Annotated in this window: 18 protein-coding genes and 1 tRNA gene; 11 read left to right on the plus strand and 8 right to left on the minus strand. The window is 69.0% G+C overall.

Translation table 11 applies throughout. The features are described 5' to 3' along the window. Positions 1–154: 154 nt before the first annotated feature. Complete coding sequence (rsmB, locus tag AB8P05_RS07825) at positions 155–1450, minus strand: 16S rRNA (cytosine(967)-C(5))-methyltransferase RsmB (protein WP_472757540.1); 1296 nt, start codon at positions 1448–1450, stop codon at positions 155–157. A gap of 163 nt (positions 1451–1613) precedes the next feature. After that, positions 1614–1688: transfer RNA gene (locus AB8P05_RS07830), tRNA-Gly, on the minus strand. 188 nt (positions 1689–1876) lie between these two features. Between AB8P05_RS07830 and AB8P05_RS07835 the strand changes: the two genes are divergently transcribed. The 3 genes from AB8P05_RS07835 (at position 1877) to AB8P05_RS07845 (ending at position 5609) form a co-directional block, all read left to right on the plus strand. Then, a complete protein-coding gene (locus AB8P05_RS07835) occupies positions 1877–2668 on the plus strand; it encodes an enoyl-CoA hydratase/isomerase family protein (RefSeq protein WP_472757541.1) in 792 nt (263 codons plus the stop codon). A 309-nt stretch (positions 2669–2977) separates the two neighbouring features. Continuing rightward, a complete protein-coding gene (locus AB8P05_RS07840; protein WP_472757542.1) occupies positions 2978–4435 on the plus strand; it encodes a DHA2 family efflux MFS transporter permease subunit in 1458 nt (485 codons plus the stop codon). A 283-nt stretch (positions 4436–4718) separates the two neighbouring features. Then, positions 4719–5609 carry a LysR family transcriptional regulator gene (locus AB8P05_RS07845; protein ID WP_455173064.1) on the plus strand — a complete coding sequence of 297 codons (891 nt, stop codon included), beginning with the start codon at positions 4719–4721 and terminating at the stop codon, positions 5607–5609. Between the two features lie 334 nt (positions 5610–5943). On the opposite strand, the gene AB8P05_RS07850 is transcribed toward AB8P05_RS07845, so the two are convergent. Further along, entirely contained in the window at positions 5944–6132 is a 189-nt protein-coding gene (locus AB8P05_RS07850) for a hypothetical protein (RefSeq protein WP_472757543.1), read from the minus strand. A 163-nt stretch (positions 6133–6295) separates the two neighbouring features. Here AB8P05_RS07850 and AB8P05_RS07855 point away from each other — a divergent pair, with 163 nt between their 5' ends. The 4 genes from AB8P05_RS07855 (at position 6296) to AB8P05_RS07870 (ending at position 9604) form a co-directional block, all read left to right on the plus strand. Beyond that, entirely contained in the window at positions 6296–6565 is a 270-nt protein-coding gene (locus tag AB8P05_RS07855) for a ribbon-helix-helix domain-containing protein (protein WP_455172696.1), read from the plus strand. A 177-nt stretch (positions 6566–6742) separates the two neighbouring features. Then, on the plus strand, positions 6743–7390 hold the full coding sequence (gene trhA / locus AB8P05_RS07860; RefSeq protein ID WP_472757544.1) for a PAQR family membrane homeostasis protein TrhA: 648 nt from the start codon (positions 6743–6745) through the stop codon (positions 7388–7390). A gap of 73 nt (positions 7391–7463) precedes the next feature. After that, on the plus strand, positions 7464–9026 hold the full coding sequence (locus AB8P05_RS07865; protein WP_472757545.1) for a lysozyme inhibitor LprI family protein: 1563 nt from the start codon (positions 7464–7466) through the stop codon (positions 9024–9026). A gap of 134 nt (positions 9027–9160) precedes the next feature. After that, complete coding sequence (locus AB8P05_RS07870; protein ID WP_472757546.1) at positions 9161–9604, plus strand: MarR family transcriptional regulator; 444 nt, start codon at positions 9161–9163, stop codon at positions 9602–9604. A gap of 59 nt (positions 9605–9663) precedes the next feature. Here the strand turns inward: AB8P05_RS07870 and AB8P05_RS07875 are convergent, their stop codons facing one another. Beyond that, the gene (locus tag AB8P05_RS07875; protein ID WP_455172700.1) at positions 9664–10653 is read right to left on the minus strand and encodes a 2-hydroxyacid dehydrogenase; all 990 of its coding nucleotides are present in this window, start codon (positions 10651–10653) and stop codon (positions 9664–9666) included. A gap of 251 nt (positions 10654–10904) precedes the next feature. On the opposite strand from AB8P05_RS07875, the gene AB8P05_RS07880 reads away from it, so the two are divergent. Together AB8P05_RS07880 and AB8P05_RS07885 are read left to right on the plus strand one after the other, a co-directional pair. Beyond that, positions 10905–11456, plus strand: a complete 552-nt coding sequence (locus AB8P05_RS07880) for an SH3 domain-containing protein (protein ID WP_472757547.1) — start codon at positions 10905–10907, stop codon at positions 11454–11456. A 108-nt stretch (positions 11457–11564) separates the two neighbouring features. Next, complete coding sequence (locus AB8P05_RS07885; RefSeq protein WP_472757548.1) at positions 11565–12800, plus strand: argininosuccinate synthase; 1236 nt, start codon at positions 11565–11567, stop codon at positions 12798–12800. Positions 12801–12866: 66 nt separating this feature from the next. Here AB8P05_RS07885 and AB8P05_RS07890 read toward each other — a convergent pair whose 3' ends face one another. Next, positions 12867–13421: an NADPH-dependent FMN reductase gene (locus AB8P05_RS07890; protein ID WP_472757549.1), complete on the minus strand. Its 555-nt coding sequence runs from the start codon at positions 13419–13421 to the stop codon at positions 12867–12869. A gap of 270 nt (positions 13422–13691) precedes the next feature. Between AB8P05_RS07890 and AB8P05_RS07895 the strand changes: the two genes are divergently transcribed. Next, on the plus strand, positions 13692–13889 hold the full coding sequence (locus AB8P05_RS07895; RefSeq protein WP_455172705.1) for a hypothetical protein: 198 nt from the start codon (positions 13692–13694) through the stop codon (positions 13887–13889). Positions 13890–13949: 60 nt separating this feature from the next. On the opposite strand, the gene AB8P05_RS07900 is transcribed toward AB8P05_RS07895, so the two are convergent. Then, on the minus strand, positions 13950–14711 hold the full coding sequence (locus AB8P05_RS07900) for an SDR family NAD(P)-dependent oxidoreductase (protein ID WP_149197763.1): 762 nt from the start codon (positions 14709–14711) through the stop codon (positions 13950–13952). 200 nt (positions 14712–14911) lie between these two features. On the opposite strand from AB8P05_RS07900, the gene AB8P05_RS07905 reads away from it, so the two are divergent. Then, complete coding sequence (locus tag AB8P05_RS07905; protein WP_472757550.1) at positions 14912–15322, plus strand: YkvA family protein; 411 nt, start codon at positions 14912–14914, stop codon at positions 15320–15322. Between the two features lie 98 nt (positions 15323–15420). On the opposite strand, the gene AB8P05_RS07910 is transcribed toward AB8P05_RS07905, so the two are convergent. Beyond that, entirely contained in the window at positions 15421–16377 is a 957-nt protein-coding gene (locus tag AB8P05_RS07910; protein ID WP_472757551.1) for a DMT family transporter, read from the minus strand. A gap of 220 nt (positions 16378–16597) precedes the next feature. Further along, positions 16598–18397: a sensor histidine kinase gene (locus AB8P05_RS07915; RefSeq protein WP_472757552.1), complete on the minus strand. Its 1800-nt coding sequence runs from the start codon at positions 18395–18397 to the stop codon at positions 16598–16600. Between the last annotated feature and the right edge of the window lie 136 nt (positions 18398–18533).

The following is an 18533-nucleotide window of genomic DNA, read 5'->3' on the forward strand; positions in this document are numbered from 1 at the left end:
GCGGTGCGGGAGAACACGGACGAAAGCATAGGTCGTGTCGTATCAATTCGCCGCCCGCATCGCAAGACGGGCCTGGGATTTATCCCTCGCTACGGAACGGATACCGCCTTGGTCCGAAGCGCGGTCGGTCCGGGCGCCATCAGCCCGGGTGCCGTTACTCCGGGCGGCGGCGCAGCCGTGCGACGAAGAAGCCGTCGATCCCGCCGAGATCGGCCAGCATCCCCGGAAGGCTGCGGACCTCGCCGGCCTCGTTGATCGGTTCCGACAGGCCGCCCAGCTCCTCGGCGGTGACCGGCCAGCGCTCCACCCGCCTGTCCTGCTCCAGCAGACGGGCGACCTGCGCCTCCCCCTCCTCCGGCTGGATGGAGCAGGTGCAGTAGATCAGCGTGCCGCCGGGCTTCACCAGCTCGACCGAACGCGCGAGCAGCCGCGACTGGGCGCGGGCCAGCTTGGCGATGTCGTCGGGCGTCTTGACCCGCAGGATGTCGGGATGGCGCCGGATCGCCCCGGTCGCCGAGCAGGGCGCGTCGAGCAGCACGGCGTCGGCCGGCTCCTCCGGCTCCCAGGTGGCGGCGTCGGCGGCCAGCACCTCGGCCTGCAGGTTGAGGCGCTTCAGGTTTTCGGTGACGCGCTCCAGCCGGCGGGCCGAGCGGTCGATGGCGGTGACCTGCGCCCCCTGCACCACCAGCTGCGCGGTCTTGCCGCCGGGGGCGGCGCAGAGGTCGAACACGCGCTTACCCGCCAGATCGCCGAACAGCTTGGCCGGCAGCGAGGCGGCGAGGTCCTGCACCCACCATTCCCCCTCCTCGAAGCCCGGAAGCTCGGTCACCGATCCGCCGGTCGGGCGGCGCAGCGACCCGGTCGGCAGCAGGGTGGCGCCCAGCCGCTCCGCCCAGCCCTCGGGGTCGGACTTCACCGTGATGTCCAGGGGTGCTTCGTGCAGATGCGCCTCGACGATGCCGCGGGTGCGGGCGGTGCCGTAGGCGGAGCGCCAGGACAGCCACAACCAGTCCGGGGTGTTCAGCCGCCCGGCATCCTGCCGCGCCGCCATGTCCGCCCCTTCGCGCCCGATGCGGCGCAGCACGGCATTGATCAGCCCCTTGTAGGGGGCCGCGTTGCGGGCGGCGGCCAGCTCCACCGCGGTGTCGACCGCGGCATGGGCGGGGGTGTTCAGGAACACCAGCTGCGCCGTGCCCAGCCGCAGCATGTCGTGGATGGCGGCCTTGGGCAGGCCCGGCTTGGCGAGGCTGGACTGGATCAGCTCGTCGATCTGGCCCAGGCGGCGCAGGACGGTGGCGACCAGGAGGCGGACGAAGCCGCGGTCGCGCGGCTGCAGCGCCGCCAGTTCGGGATGCGCATCGAACGCATCGTCGAAGGGAACGGACTTGCGCAGCACGTCGCGCAGCAGGTCGAGCGCAACGCCGCGGGCGGCGAGGGAAGTGTCGGTCATGGATCAGGATCTAGCGCGCCGGACGGCCACTGTCGATACGGGATGCCCGGTGTTTCCAAACAACGCGTTTCCGGGCTGAGGAAAGGAAAAGCCGGACCGGAAAAAGCGAAGGGCCGGTGCGTCGCCGCCCGGCCCTTGGATCTTCGCTTTACCACCGGAGAACTGGAGCGGGCGAAGGGATTCGAACCCTCGACCCCAACCTTGGCAAGGTTGTGCTCTACCCCTGAGCTACGCCCGCGCTCCCGTCGTCCGGGAGCCGCTTTCTACGGAAACGCGGCCTCCGCCGCAAGAGGAAAATTCACCCTCCCCTCACTTTTTTCGCGACCGCCTCGCCCGCCCCTGCTGCGCTGCGGCACCGGGCGCCTTGCGTCCGGGAAACGGCGCGCTATGGTACGCCACCATACGGCAACGGATGGAGACTGCGGCATGGCCGGCACCATCACCCTGACCCGCGATGGCGTCGTCGCGACCCTGACCCTGTCCAACCCGGACAAGCTGAACGCCTTCGACAAGCCGATGTGGCACGCCCTGATCGGCCATCTGGCGACCCTGGAGGCCGACGAGGGAACCCGCGTCGTGGTGATGCGCGGCGGCCCCGGCTCCAACGGGTCCCGCAGCTTCTCCCCCGGCGCCGACATCTCGGAGTTCGAGAGCGAGCGCAACAGCCCCGAGCAGGGTGCCGGCTACGGCGACCTGATGGACGAGGGGCTGGAGGGGCTGCAGCGCCTGCGCCACCCGGTGCTGGCCGCCATCGACGGCCCCTGCTGCGGCATCGGGCTGGCGGTGGCGCTGGCTTGCGACCTCAGGGTCTGTTCGGAGAGCAGCCGCTTCGGCGTGCCGGTCAGCCGGCTCGGCATCTCCATGGGACCGACGGAGCTGAAGCTGGTCGCAGACGTCGCCGGCGGCCCGGCGGCGCTGGAGATCCTGCTGGAGGGCCGCGTCTTCGGCGCGGCCGAGGCCAAGGACAAGAGCCTCGTCCACCGCGTCGTCACCGACGAAGGGTTCGAGGCGGAGATCGCCGCCACCGTCCAGCGCATCGCCGCCGGCGCGCCGCTGGCCGCGACCCTGCACAAGCGCTATGTCCGCCGCCTGTCCGACCCGGCGCCGCTGACCGAGGCCGAGATCGCCGAATGCTACCGCTGCTTCGGCACGCAAGACTTCCGAGAGGGCTACCGCGCCTTCCTGGAGAAGCGCAAGCCGGTGTTCACGGGGCGCTGATCCTGGGGGAAGAGTGCGGTCGCGGCTCACGAGATCGACACGGATTTCACGGATTACACGGATTTTTCTTGGAGGTGGCGACGCGCCGGCCCTTCCCGGCAGGCAAGGACCCGGGCAGCGCCACATCCGTGAAATCCGTAGTCCAATCCGCGAAATCCGTGTCGATCCTGCCCCGTCTATCCCGCACTCCCCGAACGACGCCCCACCCCCGACCTCACTTACGCATGGCAGGGCTTTCGCACGCGCGATGGTCATGACGTCGGAACGGCTCACATTCCTAGGGTTCCGCTTCCTGCCTGACGGTCCGTCATGTCGCGCGTCACCCCGCTTATCATCGCCTGCGCCCTGTTCATGGAGAATCTCGACGCGACGGTGATCGCCACCGCCCTGCCGTCGATCGCGCAGTCGATGGGCGAGGATCCGCTGCGGCTCAGTCTGGCGATGACCTCCTACATGCTGGCGCTGGCGGTGTTCCTGCCGGTCAGCGGCTGGGCGGCGGACCGGTATGGCGCGCGCACCGTCTTCGCCAGCGCCATCGGCGTCTTCACGCTGGGCTCCGTCGCCTGCGGACTGTCGAACGGTCTGGCCGAGCTGGTCGCCGCCCGCATCGTCCAGGGCATCGGCGGGGCGATGATGGTGCCGGTCGGCCGGCTGATCCTGCTGCGCACCGTGCCCAAGGACCAGCTGGTGACGGCAATGGCGCGGATGACCCTGCCGGCGCTGATCGGTCCGGCGCTCGGTCCGCTGGTGGGCGGCGCCATCACCACCTACGCCTCCTGGCGCTGGATCTTCTTCATCAACGTGCCGATCGGGCTGATCGGCATCGCCCTGGTGCTGACGCTGATCCCCAACCTCAAGGAGGAGCAGCGCGACCCCTTCGACGCCCGCGGCTTCCTGTGGAGTTCCATCGCGCTGGCCGCCTTCATGTTCGGTTTCGAGAATGTCGGGCGCGACCTGCTGCCGGCCTATGCCGTGGCGGGATTGCTGGGAGCGGCGCTGCTGGCGACGCTGGCCTATCTGCGCCATGCCCGCCGGGTGGCGCGGCCGGTACTGGACCCGTCGCTGTTCCGGCTGCAGACCTACCGCGCCTCGGTTTTGGGCGGCACGCTGTTCCGCATCGGCATCGGCGCGGTGCCCTTCCTGATGCCGGTGATGCTGCAGATCGGCTTCGGCCTGACCGCCTTCGAGTCGGGTGCCCTGACCTTCGCCGGGGCGGCGGGGGCGCTGACCATGAAGGCGCTGGCCGGCCCCATCCTGCGCCGCTTCGGCTTCCGTCTGGTCCTGGGGCTGAACTCCATCGTCAGCGGCGTAATCCTGATGGGCTACGGCGCCTTCCGGCCCGACACGCCGCATCTGCTGATTCTGGGCGCCCTGCTGCTCGGCGGCTTCTTCCGCTCGCTGCAGTTCACCGGCATGAACACGCTGAGCTATGCCGAGGTGCCGCAGGCGATGACCAGCCGGGCCAACACGCTGGCCAGCGTGATGCAGCAGCTGTCGCTGAGCCTCGGCGTCGCCGTCGGCGCCACGGCGCTGCACCTGACCGTGCAGTGGAGCGGCGGCGCCCTGACCCCGGCCTCCTTCGTTCCGGCCTTCCTGACGGTGGGCTTGCTGTCCTGCGCCTCCAGCCTGCCCTTCTGGCGGCTGCCCGCCGATGCCGGCGACGAGATCAGCGGGCACATCAGCGTCGGCCGCAAGACCGCCGCGGCCGAAAGCGACCCCCGCAGCGCGACGGTCAAGGCCGCCGCCCTGACCGATGCGGCGGATTAACGCCGCCCCGATGGGCGGGGCGGATTAGCAAAACTGGTCCGAACCGCCGGCCGGCCGTTTCCGAGCATCGGCAACATCCCTATCCATTCTGCGGATATCCCCGGATCGCTGAGACTTCGGATGAGAATAATTCCGGCGATCATGATTAATTTTCGTGCGAGTCGCTTTCGGTAGCGCGTGCGTTCCGGGCGCGTTCCCGCTATAAACATGCATGGCGGCCATGCGCCGTCCTCAAGATAAATGGGAGGCTCCGGGCGGCTGCGCACCGGGGCGGGACAGCATGATGGATTGGGACAAGCTGCGGGTTTTCCACGCGGTGGCCGAAGCCGGCAGCTTCACGCATGCCGGCGAGACGTTGAACCTCAGCCAGTCGGCGGTCAGCCGCCAGATCAGCGCGCTTGAGGAAAGCCTGGGCGTTCCGCTGTTTCACCGCCACGCCCGCGGGCTGATCCTGACCGAACAGGGCGAGCTGCTTCACCGCACCGCCCGCGACGTCTTCGCCAAGCTGTCGATGACCGAGGCGATGCTGACCGAAAGCCGGGAGCATCCCAAGGGTCCGCTGCGGGTGACGACGACGGTCGCCTTCGGATCGACTTGGCTGACGCCGCGCATCAACGAATTCATGTCGATCTACCCCGACATCCAGCTGACGCTGCTGATCGACGACGACGAGTTGGACCTGGCGATGCGGGAGGCGGACATCGCCATCCGCATGAACACGCCGCGCCAGCCGGACCTGATCCAGCGGCACCTGATGTCGATCCGCTTCCACCTCTATGCCAGCCAGAGTTACCTGAAGAAGAAGGGCGCGCCCAAGACGCTGGCGGAGCTGGACAGCCACGACCTGATCACCTATCCGCCCGACGTGCGGGCGCCGATCCCCAACGTCAACTGGATCATGGAGATGGGCGACCCGTCGCCCAGCCGGAAGCCGATCCTGCAGGTCAACAGCGTCTACGCCATCTACCGCGCGGTGGAGAGCGGGCTGGGCATCGGCGCGCTGCCCGACTTCCTGGTCGACAGCTTCTCCAAGGACGTGACCCGCGTCCTGCCCGACGTCGACGGTCCGAAGGTCGACGCCTACTTCGTTTATGCCGAAGAATTGCGCCATTCCAAGCGCATCGCGGTCTTCCGCGACTTCCTGGTTAAAAAAGTGGCAGAAACCCCGTTCTGATCCTGGGCCTTTCCGGACGGTTTGCAAGAGAGTTGCCGAAATCGACCGCGCCGCACCATCTTTTGGGGGCAGTCCGGTCGATTTCGGCATTTTTATTAGCCTTCTAAGGGTCCTTTCTAGCCATGCGTGGCTTGCATGGTAGATTTATTCATTTGTGCCTGGAAAGTTGGCAGCGGAATGGTCAAATTTTGACCGTTGGATGCTGCGACGCAGCACCCGATGTTTCGTCCCGGAGGTCTCCCCTCCGGGGTTGGGTCCTCGGACCCAGCGTCTCCCAGACGTGAAGCCTCCCTGTTCAACTCGCCGCTAATCCATCGGGTTAGCGGCGGTTTTTTTATGGGCCGAGTGTCCCGCGGACCTCCTTGGCAGGCTGCGGCATTTCGTCCCTCTCTCCCTCCGCCAGGGCCGCCCGCGCGATGGACAGGATGTTGTCCAGGCGGATGACCAGTTCGTTCTCGCACAGAGCCGAGCGCGCTGCGGCAGCTTCCTCGATGATGGAACGCAAGGCATCGCTTCGGGTCATCGCCACCTCCGGTCCGATGGAGCAAGCCGGGATCGGTACAGCCGGCCGCCGCTCCTAAAACGTGTCCAACCCCTCCATCATTTTCTCGCCTGTGAAAAACTTCACAGCAAGGTCGCAGCGGTTTCGCATACCTGTTTATGCACCAGCAACGGAGGGCTCCCACATGCAGATGCGCAACATCAGGGTGAACGGCAAGCGGACCAGCATGAAGCTGATGCCGGTGGAGTGGGAGTCGCTGGAGGAAATCTGCGCCCGGGAGCACATGACGATGAGCGAGCTGGTGTCGAAGATCGAGGCCGAACGCCAGGATTGCGACAACCTCACCGGCTGCGTCCGCGTCTATGCGCTCTGCTACTTCCGCAAGGCCGCCGGCCTGTCGGAGCCGATGCCCCGCCACCGCGCGCCGGAAACCATCGCCTACGCCGCCGAATAACGGCACCGGGGCGCCGGCCGCCTCTTCCCGCATAAGCGTTTGGCTCAACCGCCCCACGGCCATATCCCACAATCGGACAGGGCCGGTGGCGCGGACGCGGCAGGCACACCATCTTCGACGCAGGGCGCCTTCCCGGCCGCCGCCTTCCCTCCACGCGTCGATCGAGGTGGTGTGCCGATGCCGGATGCCCACCAGTTTCCCATCTACAGCGTCGGCGAACGGCGGGCGGATGCGGCCGTTCATGCCGTCGGCGTCACGGCGGGAATCGCCGGATTCGTCTGGCTGCTGGATGCCGCCGTCCTCTCCGGCACCCTGCCGCTGCGGACCGCTCTGGCCCTGTCGATCTACGGGCTGGGGCTGGTCGGCATGCTCACCGCCTCCGCCGCCTACAACCTCGCTCCGCCCGGTTTCGGCAAGGCCCTGCTGCGGCGGGTCGACCACGCCATGATCTTCGTGATGATCGCCGGCACCTACACCCCCTTCACGCTGGGGCTGGGCCAGGGCGTCGTGCTGGGCGGCGCCGTCTGGGGCGGGGCCGCCTTCGGGGCGGCGCTGAAGCTGCGCTTTCCCGGACGGTTCCACCGGCTGGGGCTGGCGCTGTATCTCGGGCTGGGCTGGGCCATCGTCACCGCACTGGAGCCGCTGGGATCGGTGCTGTCGGCGCCGGCGCTGTGGCTGCTGGTGATCGGCGGGCTGCTCTACACCGTCGGCGTCGTCTTCCACCTGATGGAGCGGATGCCCTACAACAACGCGGTCTGGCACGTGCTGGTGCTGGCCGCCGCCGGCTGCCATTTCGCCGCGGTCTCCATCGCATTTCTGCCCTGAGATCTTCCTGCCCTGGGACGGGACAAACCGCGGCGGATTCCGTATCTTCCCCGGGCCACAATCCCAGGGAGACATGATGGGCCAGCTGGACCTTACGGGACCGTCGATCCGCCTGACGCCGCCGCATGGACGGATGGCGCTCGCCGGTGCGGCGCTGGCCCTTTCGGTCATGATCGCGACGGGCATGGTCGCGGGCGGAACCGCCCACGCACAGCCGTCCTTCGACTGCAAGGCGGCCTCCACGCCGGTGGAAAAGGCGATCTGCGCCGATCCGAAGCTGGCCGATGCCGACCAGGAGATCGCCGACGCCTACAAGACCCTGCAGTCCCTGTCCGGCGCCGCCGACCGCGAGCGGCTGCGGGCGGAGCAGAAGGCGTGGCTGGCCCAGCGCAACCAGTGCGCCACGGCAGGCTCCGGCCTCGCCGCCTGCCTGGGCCCGGTCCTCGACGCCCGGCGTAGCGCGTTGGCCGAGTCGGTGCCCAAGGCGGTCGCCGCGCTGTCCGCCATCGTCGACGGCATCGCCGCCGATCCGGCCGGTGCCGCGAAGCGGCTGGCCGAGATCCGCGGCGGGCTGGGCAAGGGGTGGTCCGCCTATCTGCTGCGCTTCGGCCCCTCCCCCGACCGCGCCAAGGCGGAGACCCTGCTGCGCGAAGCCGTCGAGGCCATCGAGGATCCCTATGCGCGCGAGACCGCGTCGGGCGTCGACCTCACCACCGACGACGGTTTCCTGACCGCCCTGCGCGTGGTCAGCGACGATGTCGAGATGGCGTGGCCCTGTTCGGTGATGGAGCGGCGCGGGGCGGCGGCCTGGAAGGCGATGGAGCCGCTCTACGGCAGCAACCGCGACAATTTCGGCGCCCACCCCGCCTGCCCGGACGACAACGCCCTGCTCGCCTCCCCCGCCTGGAAGGCGGTGGACGACCTGCTCGCCCCGATGCTGGAGGCCGCGTCCAACCGCACCGGCACCATCCGCTTCGCCACCTATCGCCAGATGGGCATCGACCGCATCAAGTCGGCGGTCGACCCGCGCCTGTTCCTTGCCGACGCGCCGGAACTGGCGGCGCTGGTCAAGGATGCCGCCGGCTGGACCAACCCGCGCTGGGTCGCGCCGGGCTGGGGCGACCGCCTCCGCGCCGCGGTGGATGGGGCGGTGACTGCCTGGACGCCGCAGATCGCCGGCCGCTATTCCATCGGCAGCGCCGAGGCCCGCCGCATCGCCGAGGCGGTGGCCGCCCAGGGCTTGGGCGGCACCATCGGGCTGATTGCCGATAACCTGGACCTCCAGAAGGACACCCGCCTCCCCGATTGGCTGCGCGGCAGCTGGAGCTGGACCGGCGCTGCGGAAGACACGCCCTTCAACACCCCCACCGGCAAGGCCCGCATCGACGCCACCGGCATCTGCATCGGCAGCGAGTGCGGCGGCTACGACGTCGCCGGCCAGGGCGAGGACGCCCCCTTCGACCCGAAGGAGGTCAAGGCGGCCGGTGTGACCGCCGCCGCCAACGCGGCGAAGCAGGCGGTCAGCCTCGCGCCCGTGTCGGCCGGCTTCAGCCTGACCATGGTCCCGCTGGCGGGCGGCAACGTGCTGGTCACCGGCACGGCCAAGCCGTTGCTGTTGAAGCGCGAAGGGAAGTAGAGGCGCTGCCGGCAGCCGGCCGCGCGGCTTCACCTGCCCGGTGAACGCGAATCTCTTGCCTGCATCGTTCGGGTAGGCGACACTTCGCGGCGCGTGCTCCGGTTGCGGAGCCGGGCGCGGCTTTCCGGGGAGGCATGGCACGGAACCTGAAGGCGCTTGGGTTGTGGCGCACCGCGCTGGTCGCCAGCGTCCGCCAGGATGGGCCTGACCTGTCGGCGCGCCAATTGGCGATCCTGCTGCAGGTCTATCTGACCGACCCGCCGCACACCGTGCGCGGCCTCGCCTCCCTGCTGAACATCTCCAAGCCCGCGGTGACCCGTGCGCTCGACCGGCTGTCGGTGCTGGGCTTCGTCAAGCGCAAGCGCGATGCGGAGGACAAGCGCAACGTGCTGGTCCAGCGCACGGTGAAGGGCAGCGTCTATCTGTCGGATTTCGCCGAGCTGGTGATCGCCGCCGGCGCCGTCACCCCGGAGGACATGAGCCGCATCCAGGCCGACGAGGAACTCGCCGCCGCCGCCAAGGCCAGGCTGGAGGCGTCCCTGCAGGACGTGCCGGCGCTGGAGACCTCCGCGTCCTGACGGAGCCTTGGCTACCCGACGGCGGCACGCACATCTGCGCCTAGACCGTCATCCCCCCTTTACAGCAGCGCTTCCAGCACGCGGTCGGGCGGGGTGTGGCCGTCGATGAAGGTCTTGATGTTGATCACCACCTTCTCGCCCATGTCGATGCGGCCCTCGATGGTGGCGGAGCCCATGTGCGGCAGCAGGACGACATTGTCCAGCCGCAGCAGCTTCGGGTTGACGGCCGGCTCATGCTCGAACACGTCCAGCCCGGCGCCGGCGATTTCGCCCTTCGACAGCATGCGGGTCAGCGCCACCTCGTCGATCACCTCGCCGCGCGAGGTGTTGACGATGTAGCAGTGCGGCCGCAGCAGCTTCAGCCGGCGTTCCGACAGCAGATGGTAGGTGGCCGGCGTGTGCGGGCAGTTGATCGACACCACGTCCATCCGCGCCAGCATCTGGTCCAGGCTGGACCAGTAGGTCGCCTCCAGCTCCTGCTCCAGTTCCGGATGCACGCGGCGGCGGTTGTGGTAGTGGATCGACATACCGAAGGCGCGCGCCCGGCGCGCCAGGGCCGAGCCGATGCGGCCCATGCCCAGGATGCCCAGCCGCTTGCCGCTGATGCGGTGGCCCAGCATGGTGGTCGGGCCCCAGCCGGTCCACTGGCCGGAGCGGACCAGCCGCTCGCCTTCCGCCACGCGCCGCGCCGTGGCCAGCAGCAGCGCCATGGTCATGTCGGCGGTGTCCTCGGTCAGGACGCCGGGGGTGTTGGTGACGATGATGCCGCGCTCGCGCGCCGCCTTCAGGTCGATGTGGTCGACGCCGGTGCCGAAGGAGGCGATCAGCCGCAGCTGCGGGCCGGCGGATTCGATCAGGGCGCGGTCGATGCGGTCGGTGACGGTGGGCACCAGCACCTCGGCGACGGCCATCGCCTCCTGCATCTGGGCGGGGGTCAGCGGAACGTCATCCGGATTGAGCCGGGTGTCGAACAGCTCCATCATCCGCGTCTCGATGACGTCCGGCAGCTTGCGGGTGACGACAACGAGCGGCTTCTTCTTGTCGGTCATCGGTGCTGGTCCTCCCTTGCCCCGGCACGCCCGCATCCCAGGTTCTGCGCGGCTGCTCCGGTCCATGGTTGCCATACCAAGCGGTCGTTGGACTGTCCAGAAGTCCGTCGCGAATGCCCGTCCTGCGACAGGAGGTCCGGCGGTCGGGCCGCATCCTCCGATTGGGGGTGGTGGCGCTTGCCCTATCGAACGGGTGGTCACTATAGTGCGGCCCGATTTCGCCGCTCCCTTCCGTCAGCACCGGTGCCGCCATGCTCGTCCGCCGCTCCGTCCTCGCCATGCTGGCCCTGATGATGGGGCTGGGCGCGGCCTGCGGCAGCATGCCCCAAGGCGGCACGGCCCAGGCGGCGGAGAAAGGCGCGGAGAACCGCAAGGATCCCACCCGGGCGTCAGGCCTGCCGATTCCCCGCTTCGTCACCGTGCGCGTCGGCGAGGTGAACCTGCGCTCCGGCCCGAACGGCAGCTATCCCATCGAATGGGTCTTCCGCCGCAAGGACATGCCGGTGGAGATCATCCAGGAATTCGACACCTGGCGCCGCATCCGTGACTGGGAGGGGGCGGAAGGCTGGGTGCACCAGAGCGCGCTGTCCGGCCGCCGCGGCATCCTGATCGTCGGCCAGACCCGCAACATGCACGAGGCGCCGCGCGGCGACAGCGCCGTGGTGGCCCGCGCGGAGCCCGGCGTGATCGGTTCTCTGAAGAAATGCCGCGACGACTGGTGCGAGGTCGACATGAAGGGCTATCGCGGCTGGATGAAGCGCGCCGATTTCTGGGGAACCTACCCCGGCGAGAAGATCGAGTAGCCTTTCCCCAGACAGGTCGGCGCCCGAGCGGCGCCCGCGGGGCTTGAAGGCGGGCGGGAAAGGCCGTACGGTCGCGGCCTTACCTTTCTCTACTGCAAGAGCAGTCCCATGAGCGGCGCGTCCGGCAAACAGATCAAGAAAGTGGTGCTCGCCTATTCGGGCGGCCTCGACACCTCGGTCATTCTGAAGTGGCTGCAGGAAACCTATTCCTGCGAGGTGGTGACCTTCACCGCCGACCTCGGCCAGGGCGAGGAGCTGGAGCCCGCCCGCAAGAAGGCCGAGCTTCTGGGCATCAAGCCGGAAAACATCTTCATCGACGATCTGCGCGAGGAATTCGTGCGGGATTTCGTCTTCCCGATGTTCCGCGCCAACACGCTCTATGAGGGCACCTATCTGCTCGGCACCTCGATCGCCCGGCCGCTGATCGCCAAGCGCCAGATCGAGATCGCCAACATGGTCGGCGCCGACGCCGTCGCCCACGGCGCCACCGGCAAGGGCAACGACCAGGTCCGCTTCGAGCTGGGCTATTACGCGCTGAAGCCCGACATCACGGTGATCGCGCCGTGGCGCGAGTGGAACCTGAACAGCCGCACCACGCTGCTGGACTACGCCGAGAAGAACCAGATTCCGATCGCGAAGGACAAGCGCGGCGAGGCCCCCTACTCCACCGACGCCAACCTCCTGCACATCTCCTACGAGGGCAAGGCGCTGGAGGATCCGTGGGTCGAGCCGGACGAGGACATGTACACCCGCTCCGTCGCCCCGGAAAAGGCGCCGGACACCCCGACCTACATCGAGGTCGAGTTCAAGAACGGTGACGCGGTCGCCATCGACGGCAAGGCGCTGTCCCCGGCGGCCCTGCTGACCGAGCTGAACCGGCTCGGCGGCGAGAACGGCATCGGCCGCCTCGACCTGGTCGAGAACCGCTATGTCGGCATGAAGTCGCGCGGCGTCTACGAGACCCCGGGCGGCAGCATCCTGCTGGTGGCGCACCGCGCGATGGAGAGCATCACGCTCGACCGCGGTGCCGCGCACCTGAAGGACGAGCTGATGCCGCGCTACGCCGAGCTGATCTATTGCGGCTACTGGTGGAGCCCGGAGCGTCTGGCCATCCAGGCGCTGATCGACCAGACCCAGTCGCTGGTCAACGGCACCGTCCGCCTGAAGCTGTTCAAGGGCAACGTCACGGTCGTCGGCCGCAAGTCGCCGAACTCGCTGTACCGCATGGACTATGTGACCTTCGAGCAGGACAGCGTCTACAACCAGAAGGACGCGGAAGGCTTCATCAAGCTGAACGCGCTCCGTCTGCGCCTGGGCTCGATGGCCAAGCAGAAGATCGGCTGAGCGCATTTCGCAAAGCGGCTGAAGCAATGGAGAAGGGGCGCCACGAGTGTGGCGCCCCTTTTCTTTTCACTTCCCGGCCGCCGCGATCACCTTGTCGATGGCGCCCAGCGCAAACTTCAGCACCGCCTCGTCGGCCAGCTTGCCGTCCTTGATCTTCTCGCCGACGGTGCCGATGACCACCTGGGCGCCGCCCACCAGCTTGGCGGGAAGCGCCAGCAGCGTGTCGTTCACCTGCTGGTGCGCGCGCACGCCGCCGGTGAAGGCGGGGGAATTGCTGATGACCAGCACCGGCTTGCCGATCAGCGCCGATTTGCCGTAGGGCCGCGATGCCCAGTCGAGCGCGTTCTTCAGCACGCCCGGCATGCCGTAATTGTATTCCGGCGTGACGATGACCACGCCGTCGGCCTCGGCGATGGCCTGACGGAAGGCATGGACCTCCGCCGGGGCGTCGGGGGTGTCGATGTCCTGGTCGTAGAGCGGCAGGCGCAGGTCGCGGATGTCCATGCCGACGCCGGCCGGCAGGGCGTCCTGCAGTCCGCGCAGGACCGCCAGGGAATTGGAGTTGCTGCGCAGGCTGCCGGGCAGGCCCAGCAGTTTGGCACGAACCGTTGCATCGGTCATGAAGCGGTTGCCTTTCCTCTTATGGTCAGGGTTGCGGCGTCAGCCGGCCATCAACCTGGACCGGTTTGCGGGCAACGACAATGGCCCCGGTGATCGCCGGGCGAGAGGGCACCCATGACCGCGCCGCCCGCCTGTGACCATCTTGGGCTCTGACTGTTGACTGAGGCGACTGCTACCTAATTTGAGGGTACACAAAGGATGCCACGCCGAGCCCGGCGGGCACCGAACGGAGTTACGGCAGGTTCGACCGGAGCGGAGACGGGAGGCGACATGGCGACGCGGCGACTGGATCGGGATGACCACGTCCGGAAACATCTGGCGCTGATGCTGCAGGATTGGCAGGAGCAGACCGGCCGCGACATGGCGACCGCGACCGCCGACCAGCGGCTCCAGCATTGCACGACCCTGCTGATCGACCTGCTGGGCGAGGCCGAACGGGCGGACGAAGCCGCCACGGCCGAAAGCTGAGCCCCCCAAAAACGGGAGCGGCCCCGTTGCGGGACCGCCCCCTGACCGTGCCCGCGATCCTTACTGGGGCGCCATGCGGATGGCGCCGTCCAGCCGGATGACGTCGCCGTTCAGCATCTCGTTCTCCAGGATGTGCTGGACGAGGCGGGCATACTCCTCCGGCTTGCCGAAGCGCTTGGGGAAGGGGACGGTGGCGGCAAGGCTGTCCTGCACCTCCTGCGGCATGTTCAGCAGCATCGGCGTGCCGATCAGGCCGGGGGCGACCGTCATCACGCGGATGCCGTGGCGGGCGAGGTCGCGCGCCGCACAGATGGTCAGGGCGACGATGCCGCCCTTCGACGCGGCATAGGCGGCCTGCCCGATCTGGCCCTCATAGGCGGCCACCGAGGCGGTGTTGACGATCACCCCGCGCTCGCCGCTGTCCAGCGGGTCCAGCTTCGCCATGTCGGCCGCGGCCAGCCGCAGGATGTTGAAGCTGCCGATCAGGTTCACCTCGATCACCGAGCGGAAGTTCTCCAGCGGCATCGGGCCGTCGCGGCCGACGATGCGCTGGGCCGGGGCGATGCCGGCGCAGTTCACCGCGATGCGGGCCGGCCCATGGGCGGAGCGCGCCTGATCGAGCGCCCGTTCGGCGGACGCGCCGTCGGTCACGTCGCAGACAAGGCCCAGCCCGCCGATCTCGTGCGCGGTCTTCAGCACCGCGTCCTCGTTGACGTCCAGCACGGTCACCTTGGCGCCGAGCCCGGCCAGATGACGCGCCGTCGCCGCCCCCATGCCCGAGGCGCCGCCGGTGACGATGGCGGACAGACCCTGGATGTTCATGGCATCTCCTCCTTAATTGCGGCCGGTCCGCACGGGGCGCCGGCCTTGTGTCCAACAGGCTGCGATCGCACTTGTTGTTTACCAGATGGCCGGCCCACCATACCACACCGTATGGTCGGGACGCATCAGGGTGACGGTCCGCGCCGGCCACGCCGCCGGCCGCGGGTCCCAGGCGCCTTATCCAGAGGGTTCCAGCGTCCATGACAGCATCGTTTCCCACCGCAACAGGCACCGGCACCGCCCTGACGGTCCCCGATCCCGAGCGGGTAGACCGTGACGAACGGCTGGTCCGCCGCCGCTTCTGGCAGAAGCTGCGCGCCAACCTGCACCGCGTCCCCTTCCTGGAAGAGCTGCTGGCCGCCTATTTCTGCGCGACCGATCCGGCCACGCCCTACCGGGCGAAGGCGATTCTGCTGGGGGCTCTGGCCTATTTCATCCTGCCGGTCGACGCCCTGCCCGACTGGCTGCTGATCGCCGGCTTCACCGACGACGCCGCGGTCCTGGCCGCCGCCGTCCAGACGGTGCGGGCCAACCTGACCCCGGCGCACTGGACCCGCGCGAAGGAGACGCTGCGCGCCGAAACGGCCGAAGAGGCCGGGCGGTCCGGCTAGAGTCTGTCAGATGCTTACTGAAGCATCTGACAGACTCTAGCCTTTTGATTTTCCGTGCGATTCACGCTTCAGACGATTCCGTCTGAACCGATCGCACTCTAACCTGCCGGCTTTCTTGCGGCTTTGCCTGCGGCCTTGCGCCCGTCCGCCGCGTCGCGGTGCATGGTGTAGAGCGCCGAGCCGGCGATCACCAGCGCGCCGACCCAGCCCCACAGATCCATGGTCTGGCCGAAGGCGAGCCATGCCACCAGCGCGGTGAAGGGCAGCCGGGCGTAATCGTAGGGCATCATCGCCGAGGATTCGGCCAGCGCCAGCGCCTTCGTCATCGCCAGCTGGCCCAGGGTCAGCAGCCCGCCCAGAATCGCCAGCGCGCCCAGCACGCTCCAGCTCGGCCAGGTCCAGACGAACAGTGCCGGCACCAACGCCATCGGGGTGACCAGCAGGCCCAGGAAGGTGACGATGACCGGCGCGCTGTCCCTGCGGCTGAGCGCCCGCATCTGCAGAATGGCGGCCGCCGCGGCGACGCAATGGACGAACAGCGCCAGGAAAGCCAGATCGACCGGCGTGGCGCCCGGCCGCAGGACGATCACGACCCCGGCGAAACCGGCGAACACCGCCGCCCAGCGCCGCAGCCGCACCCGCTCGCCCAGGACCAGCGCCGCGCCGGCCGTGACGAACAGCGGAATGGCGAAGCTGACCGCCGTCGCGGTCGGCAACGGAATATGGGCAAGCGCATAGAACCAGCCCACCATCGCGGTCAGGGTGGTCGCCGCCCGCGTCAGATAGGGCCGCAGCCGCCGTTCCACCAGCACCGACCGGCAGGCCGGCGCCCCCGCCGTCAGCGCCCAGGGCAGCATCCACAGCAGGCTGAACAGGTTGCGGAAGAACACGACCTCCAGCGGGTCCAGGACGGTGGAGGCCCAGCGCACGGCCGAATTGCCGATCCCGAACAGCAGCGCCGACAGCAGCATGAAGCCGGCGCCCAGCAACAGCCGGTTGGCCGGTGCCCGCAGACCGGGCCCCGCATCCATGGGGGAAGAGGCTGAGACGCTCACGGTCAATCGTCCCTGGAAAGCGGGAATGCCATTCGGCGGGCCTCGGGACGGAACGTTCCGGAGAGATCCGCCGCCTGTCGCGTTAGCGCAAACACGAACCGCTCAGACCACCCGTCCACCACCGGCGCCGCGGCGACGATCCTCCGGATAAAACCGGGGTGACGCAAGCGAAATGCAACCGACTCTGATAATCATACTCACGTATGGCGTGTGCCCCCCATCACGCCGTGGAGCCTGACCGGTCCGGCCGGTGCGGCAGGCGGATGGTGAAGCGTGCGCCGGGGCCGGCATCCTCCACCGTCAGGGTGGCGCCCAGCTGCTTGGACAGGGTATGGATCAGGCGCATGCCCAGGCTGCGGCTGCGGCGCCAGTCGAAATCGGGCGGCAGGCCGACGCCGCGGTCGCCGACGATCAGGCGCAGCGCATCGCCGTCCGACCGCAGGCCGACCGAAATGAGGTTGACGCCCTCGCGGCCGTTGCCGTCCGGCACGCCGGCCCCCGACCCCGCCCCGGCCCCGGCCGATGCGGGAACCGGGGCGGCGAGCGGCCGGTAGGCATGCTTGATGGCGTTCATCACCAGTTCGTTGGCGAGCAGTCCCAGCGGCACGGCCTGGTCGGTCGGCACCTCCACCGGTTCCACCGCCAGGTCCAGCCGCCAGTCGCCGCCTTCGGACCGGGCGGAACGCTCCAGCTCCCGGCACAGTTCGGCCAGATAGTCGTGGAAGGGGATGAAATGGATGTCGTCGACGCGGTAGAGCAGCCGGTGGATGTCGGCGATGGCCTGGACGCGCCGCCCCGCCTCCAGCAGATGGCCGCTCAGCCGCGGGTCGCCCACCGCCTGCCCCTGCAGGCCCAGCAGGCTGGACACCACCTGCAGGCTGTTCTTGATGCGGTGGTTGACCTCGCGCATCAGCAGGTCCTTCTGCGCCAGCGCCGCGTCGCGCTCGCCGATCGTCCGCTGGAGCGACTCGGTCCGCTCGAACACCCGGCGCTCCAGCTCGCGCTGCACCTGCCGCGCGGCACCGGCCTGACGGAATCCGAAGACCGACAGGGCGGCCAGCGCCAGCGCCGCCGCCGCGCCCAGACCGGCATAGGGGGCGATCAGCCGGTGCCACGACGCCAGAACCGGCGCCAGATCAAGCTGCACCACCACATGCACCGGCCAGCTGTCGACCCGGCGGTGGGCGACGATCACCGCGTCGTCCCGCGCCGCCCCGCCCGCCGGCTGCGCCTGGATCGCACGGCGGGCGAGGTCCGGCAGCGGCGCCGGGGCGGGGGCGGGATCGGGCTCGCGCACCAGGACGTCGAGTTCGCCGGACCGGACCAGGATGGTCACCGGCTGATGGGGGACGTCCAGCTCCTTGTAGAAGCCCGACAGGTAGGACGGGTCGATGGTGACCGAGGCCATGCCGCGGAAACGGCCGTCCGACTCCGACAGCCGGCGGCTGAGCAGGAAGGTCGCCTTGTTGGTCACCCGGCCGATGATGCGCGGACCGATATGGGGCTGGTCCACCGCGTCGCCCACCCCGGTCTGCCGGCGGTGGAACAGGAAGGCGTCCCGGTCCGACGCGTCGGAAAAGGGCGCCGGGAAGGCCAGCGTCGTCAGCCGCAGCAGCCCCGCCCCGTCGTTCAGCCAGACGGCGTCCAGGAAAGGCAGGCGGGCGCGCTGGCCGTTCAGCTTGTCCCAGAGGGCGCGCGACCGGGCGATCTCGTCCCATGGGCGCCCTGCCGTCTCCTGGGCGGCATACTCCACCAGAAGGTCGGCGGCGTCGAACAGGCGGGCCGCATGCTCCGCCAGCACCCGGACGCCGGCCTCGGCGCGCTCCTGCGCCCCGTTCAGCGCCCGCTCGCGCGACTGCACCCCGACCACTGCGGTGACCACCGCAAGGAACAGGAAGCCGCAGGCCGCCAGCCAGCCGATGGCCGCCTCCAACCGCGGCTTGCGGAAGGGGGGAACGATGTCCGCGGCCGGAGCCGGGCTTTCGGCGGGCTCGTCAGGTGACAGGGCAGGCGGGACCATGCAAGCGGCCGTTCCTTTTCCGCAACGGCGTACCGGCCGCGCCGGATCGCACCCAAGCGGAGAGAGTCGCGGAATAGTAGCGCAGGACGACCCGCCGGTAACCCTGTCTTTCGGGGTCGCTTGCCCCGGCGCAGGG

This window comes from Azospirillum sp. VT-I1 (assembly GCF_055698305.1).

Excerpts from the sequence above, each read along its gene's own strand:
- rsmB (WP_472757540.1), bottom strand. The coding sequence starts at position 1,450 with ATGACCGACACTTCCCTCGCCGCCCGCGGCGTTGCGCTCGACCTGCTG.
- AB8P05_RS07835 (WP_472757541.1), top strand. The coding sequence starts at position 1,877 with ATGGCCGGCACCATCACCCTGACCCGCGATGGCGTCGTCGCGACCCTG.
- AB8P05_RS07840 (WP_472757542.1), top strand. The coding sequence starts at position 2,978 with ATGTCGCGCGTCACCCCGCTTATCATCGCCTGCGCCCTGTTCATGGAG.
- AB8P05_RS07845 (WP_455173064.1), top strand. The coding sequence starts at position 4,719 with ATGGATTGGGACAAGCTGCGGGTTTTCCACGCGGTGGCCGAAGCCGGC.
- AB8P05_RS07850 (WP_472757543.1), bottom strand. The coding sequence starts at position 6,132 with ATGACCCGAAGCGATGCCTTGCGTTCCATCATCGAGGAAGCTGCCGCA.
- AB8P05_RS07855 (WP_455172696.1), top strand. The coding sequence starts at position 6,296 with ATGCAGATGCGCAACATCAGGGTGAACGGCAAGCGGACCAGCATGAAG.
- trhA (WP_472757544.1), top strand. The coding sequence starts at position 6,743 with ATGCCGGATGCCCACCAGTTTCCCATCTACAGCGTCGGCGAACGGCGG.
- AB8P05_RS07865 (WP_472757545.1), top strand. The coding sequence starts at position 7,464 with ATGATGGGCCAGCTGGACCTTACGGGACCGTCGATCCGCCTGACGCCG.
- AB8P05_RS07870 (WP_472757546.1), top strand. The coding sequence starts at position 9,161 with ATGGCACGGAACCTGAAGGCGCTTGGGTTGTGGCGCACCGCGCTGGTC.
- AB8P05_RS07875 (WP_455172700.1), bottom strand. The coding sequence starts at position 10,653 with ATGACCGACAAGAAGAAGCCGCTCGTTGTCGTCACCCGCAAGCTGCCG.
- AB8P05_RS07880 (WP_472757547.1), top strand. The coding sequence starts at position 10,905 with ATGCTCGTCCGCCGCTCCGTCCTCGCCATGCTGGCCCTGATGATGGGG.
- AB8P05_RS07885 (WP_472757548.1), top strand. The coding sequence starts at position 11,565 with ATGAGCGGCGCGTCCGGCAAACAGATCAAGAAAGTGGTGCTCGCCTAT.
- AB8P05_RS07890 (WP_472757549.1), bottom strand. The coding sequence starts at position 13,421 with ATGACCGATGCAACGGTTCGTGCCAAACTGCTGGGCCTGCCCGGCAGC.
- AB8P05_RS07895 (WP_455172705.1), top strand. The coding sequence starts at position 13,692 with ATGGCGACGCGGCGACTGGATCGGGATGACCACGTCCGGAAACATCTG.
- AB8P05_RS07900 (WP_149197763.1), bottom strand. The coding sequence starts at position 14,711 with ATGAACATCCAGGGTCTGTCCGCCATCGTCACCGGCGGCGCCTCGGGC.
- AB8P05_RS07905 (WP_472757550.1), top strand. The coding sequence starts at position 14,912 with ATGACAGCATCGTTTCCCACCGCAACAGGCACCGGCACCGCCCTGACG.
- AB8P05_RS07915 (WP_472757552.1), bottom strand. The coding sequence starts at position 18,397 with ATGGTCCCGCCTGCCCTGTCACCTGACGAGCCCGCCGAAAGCCCGGCT.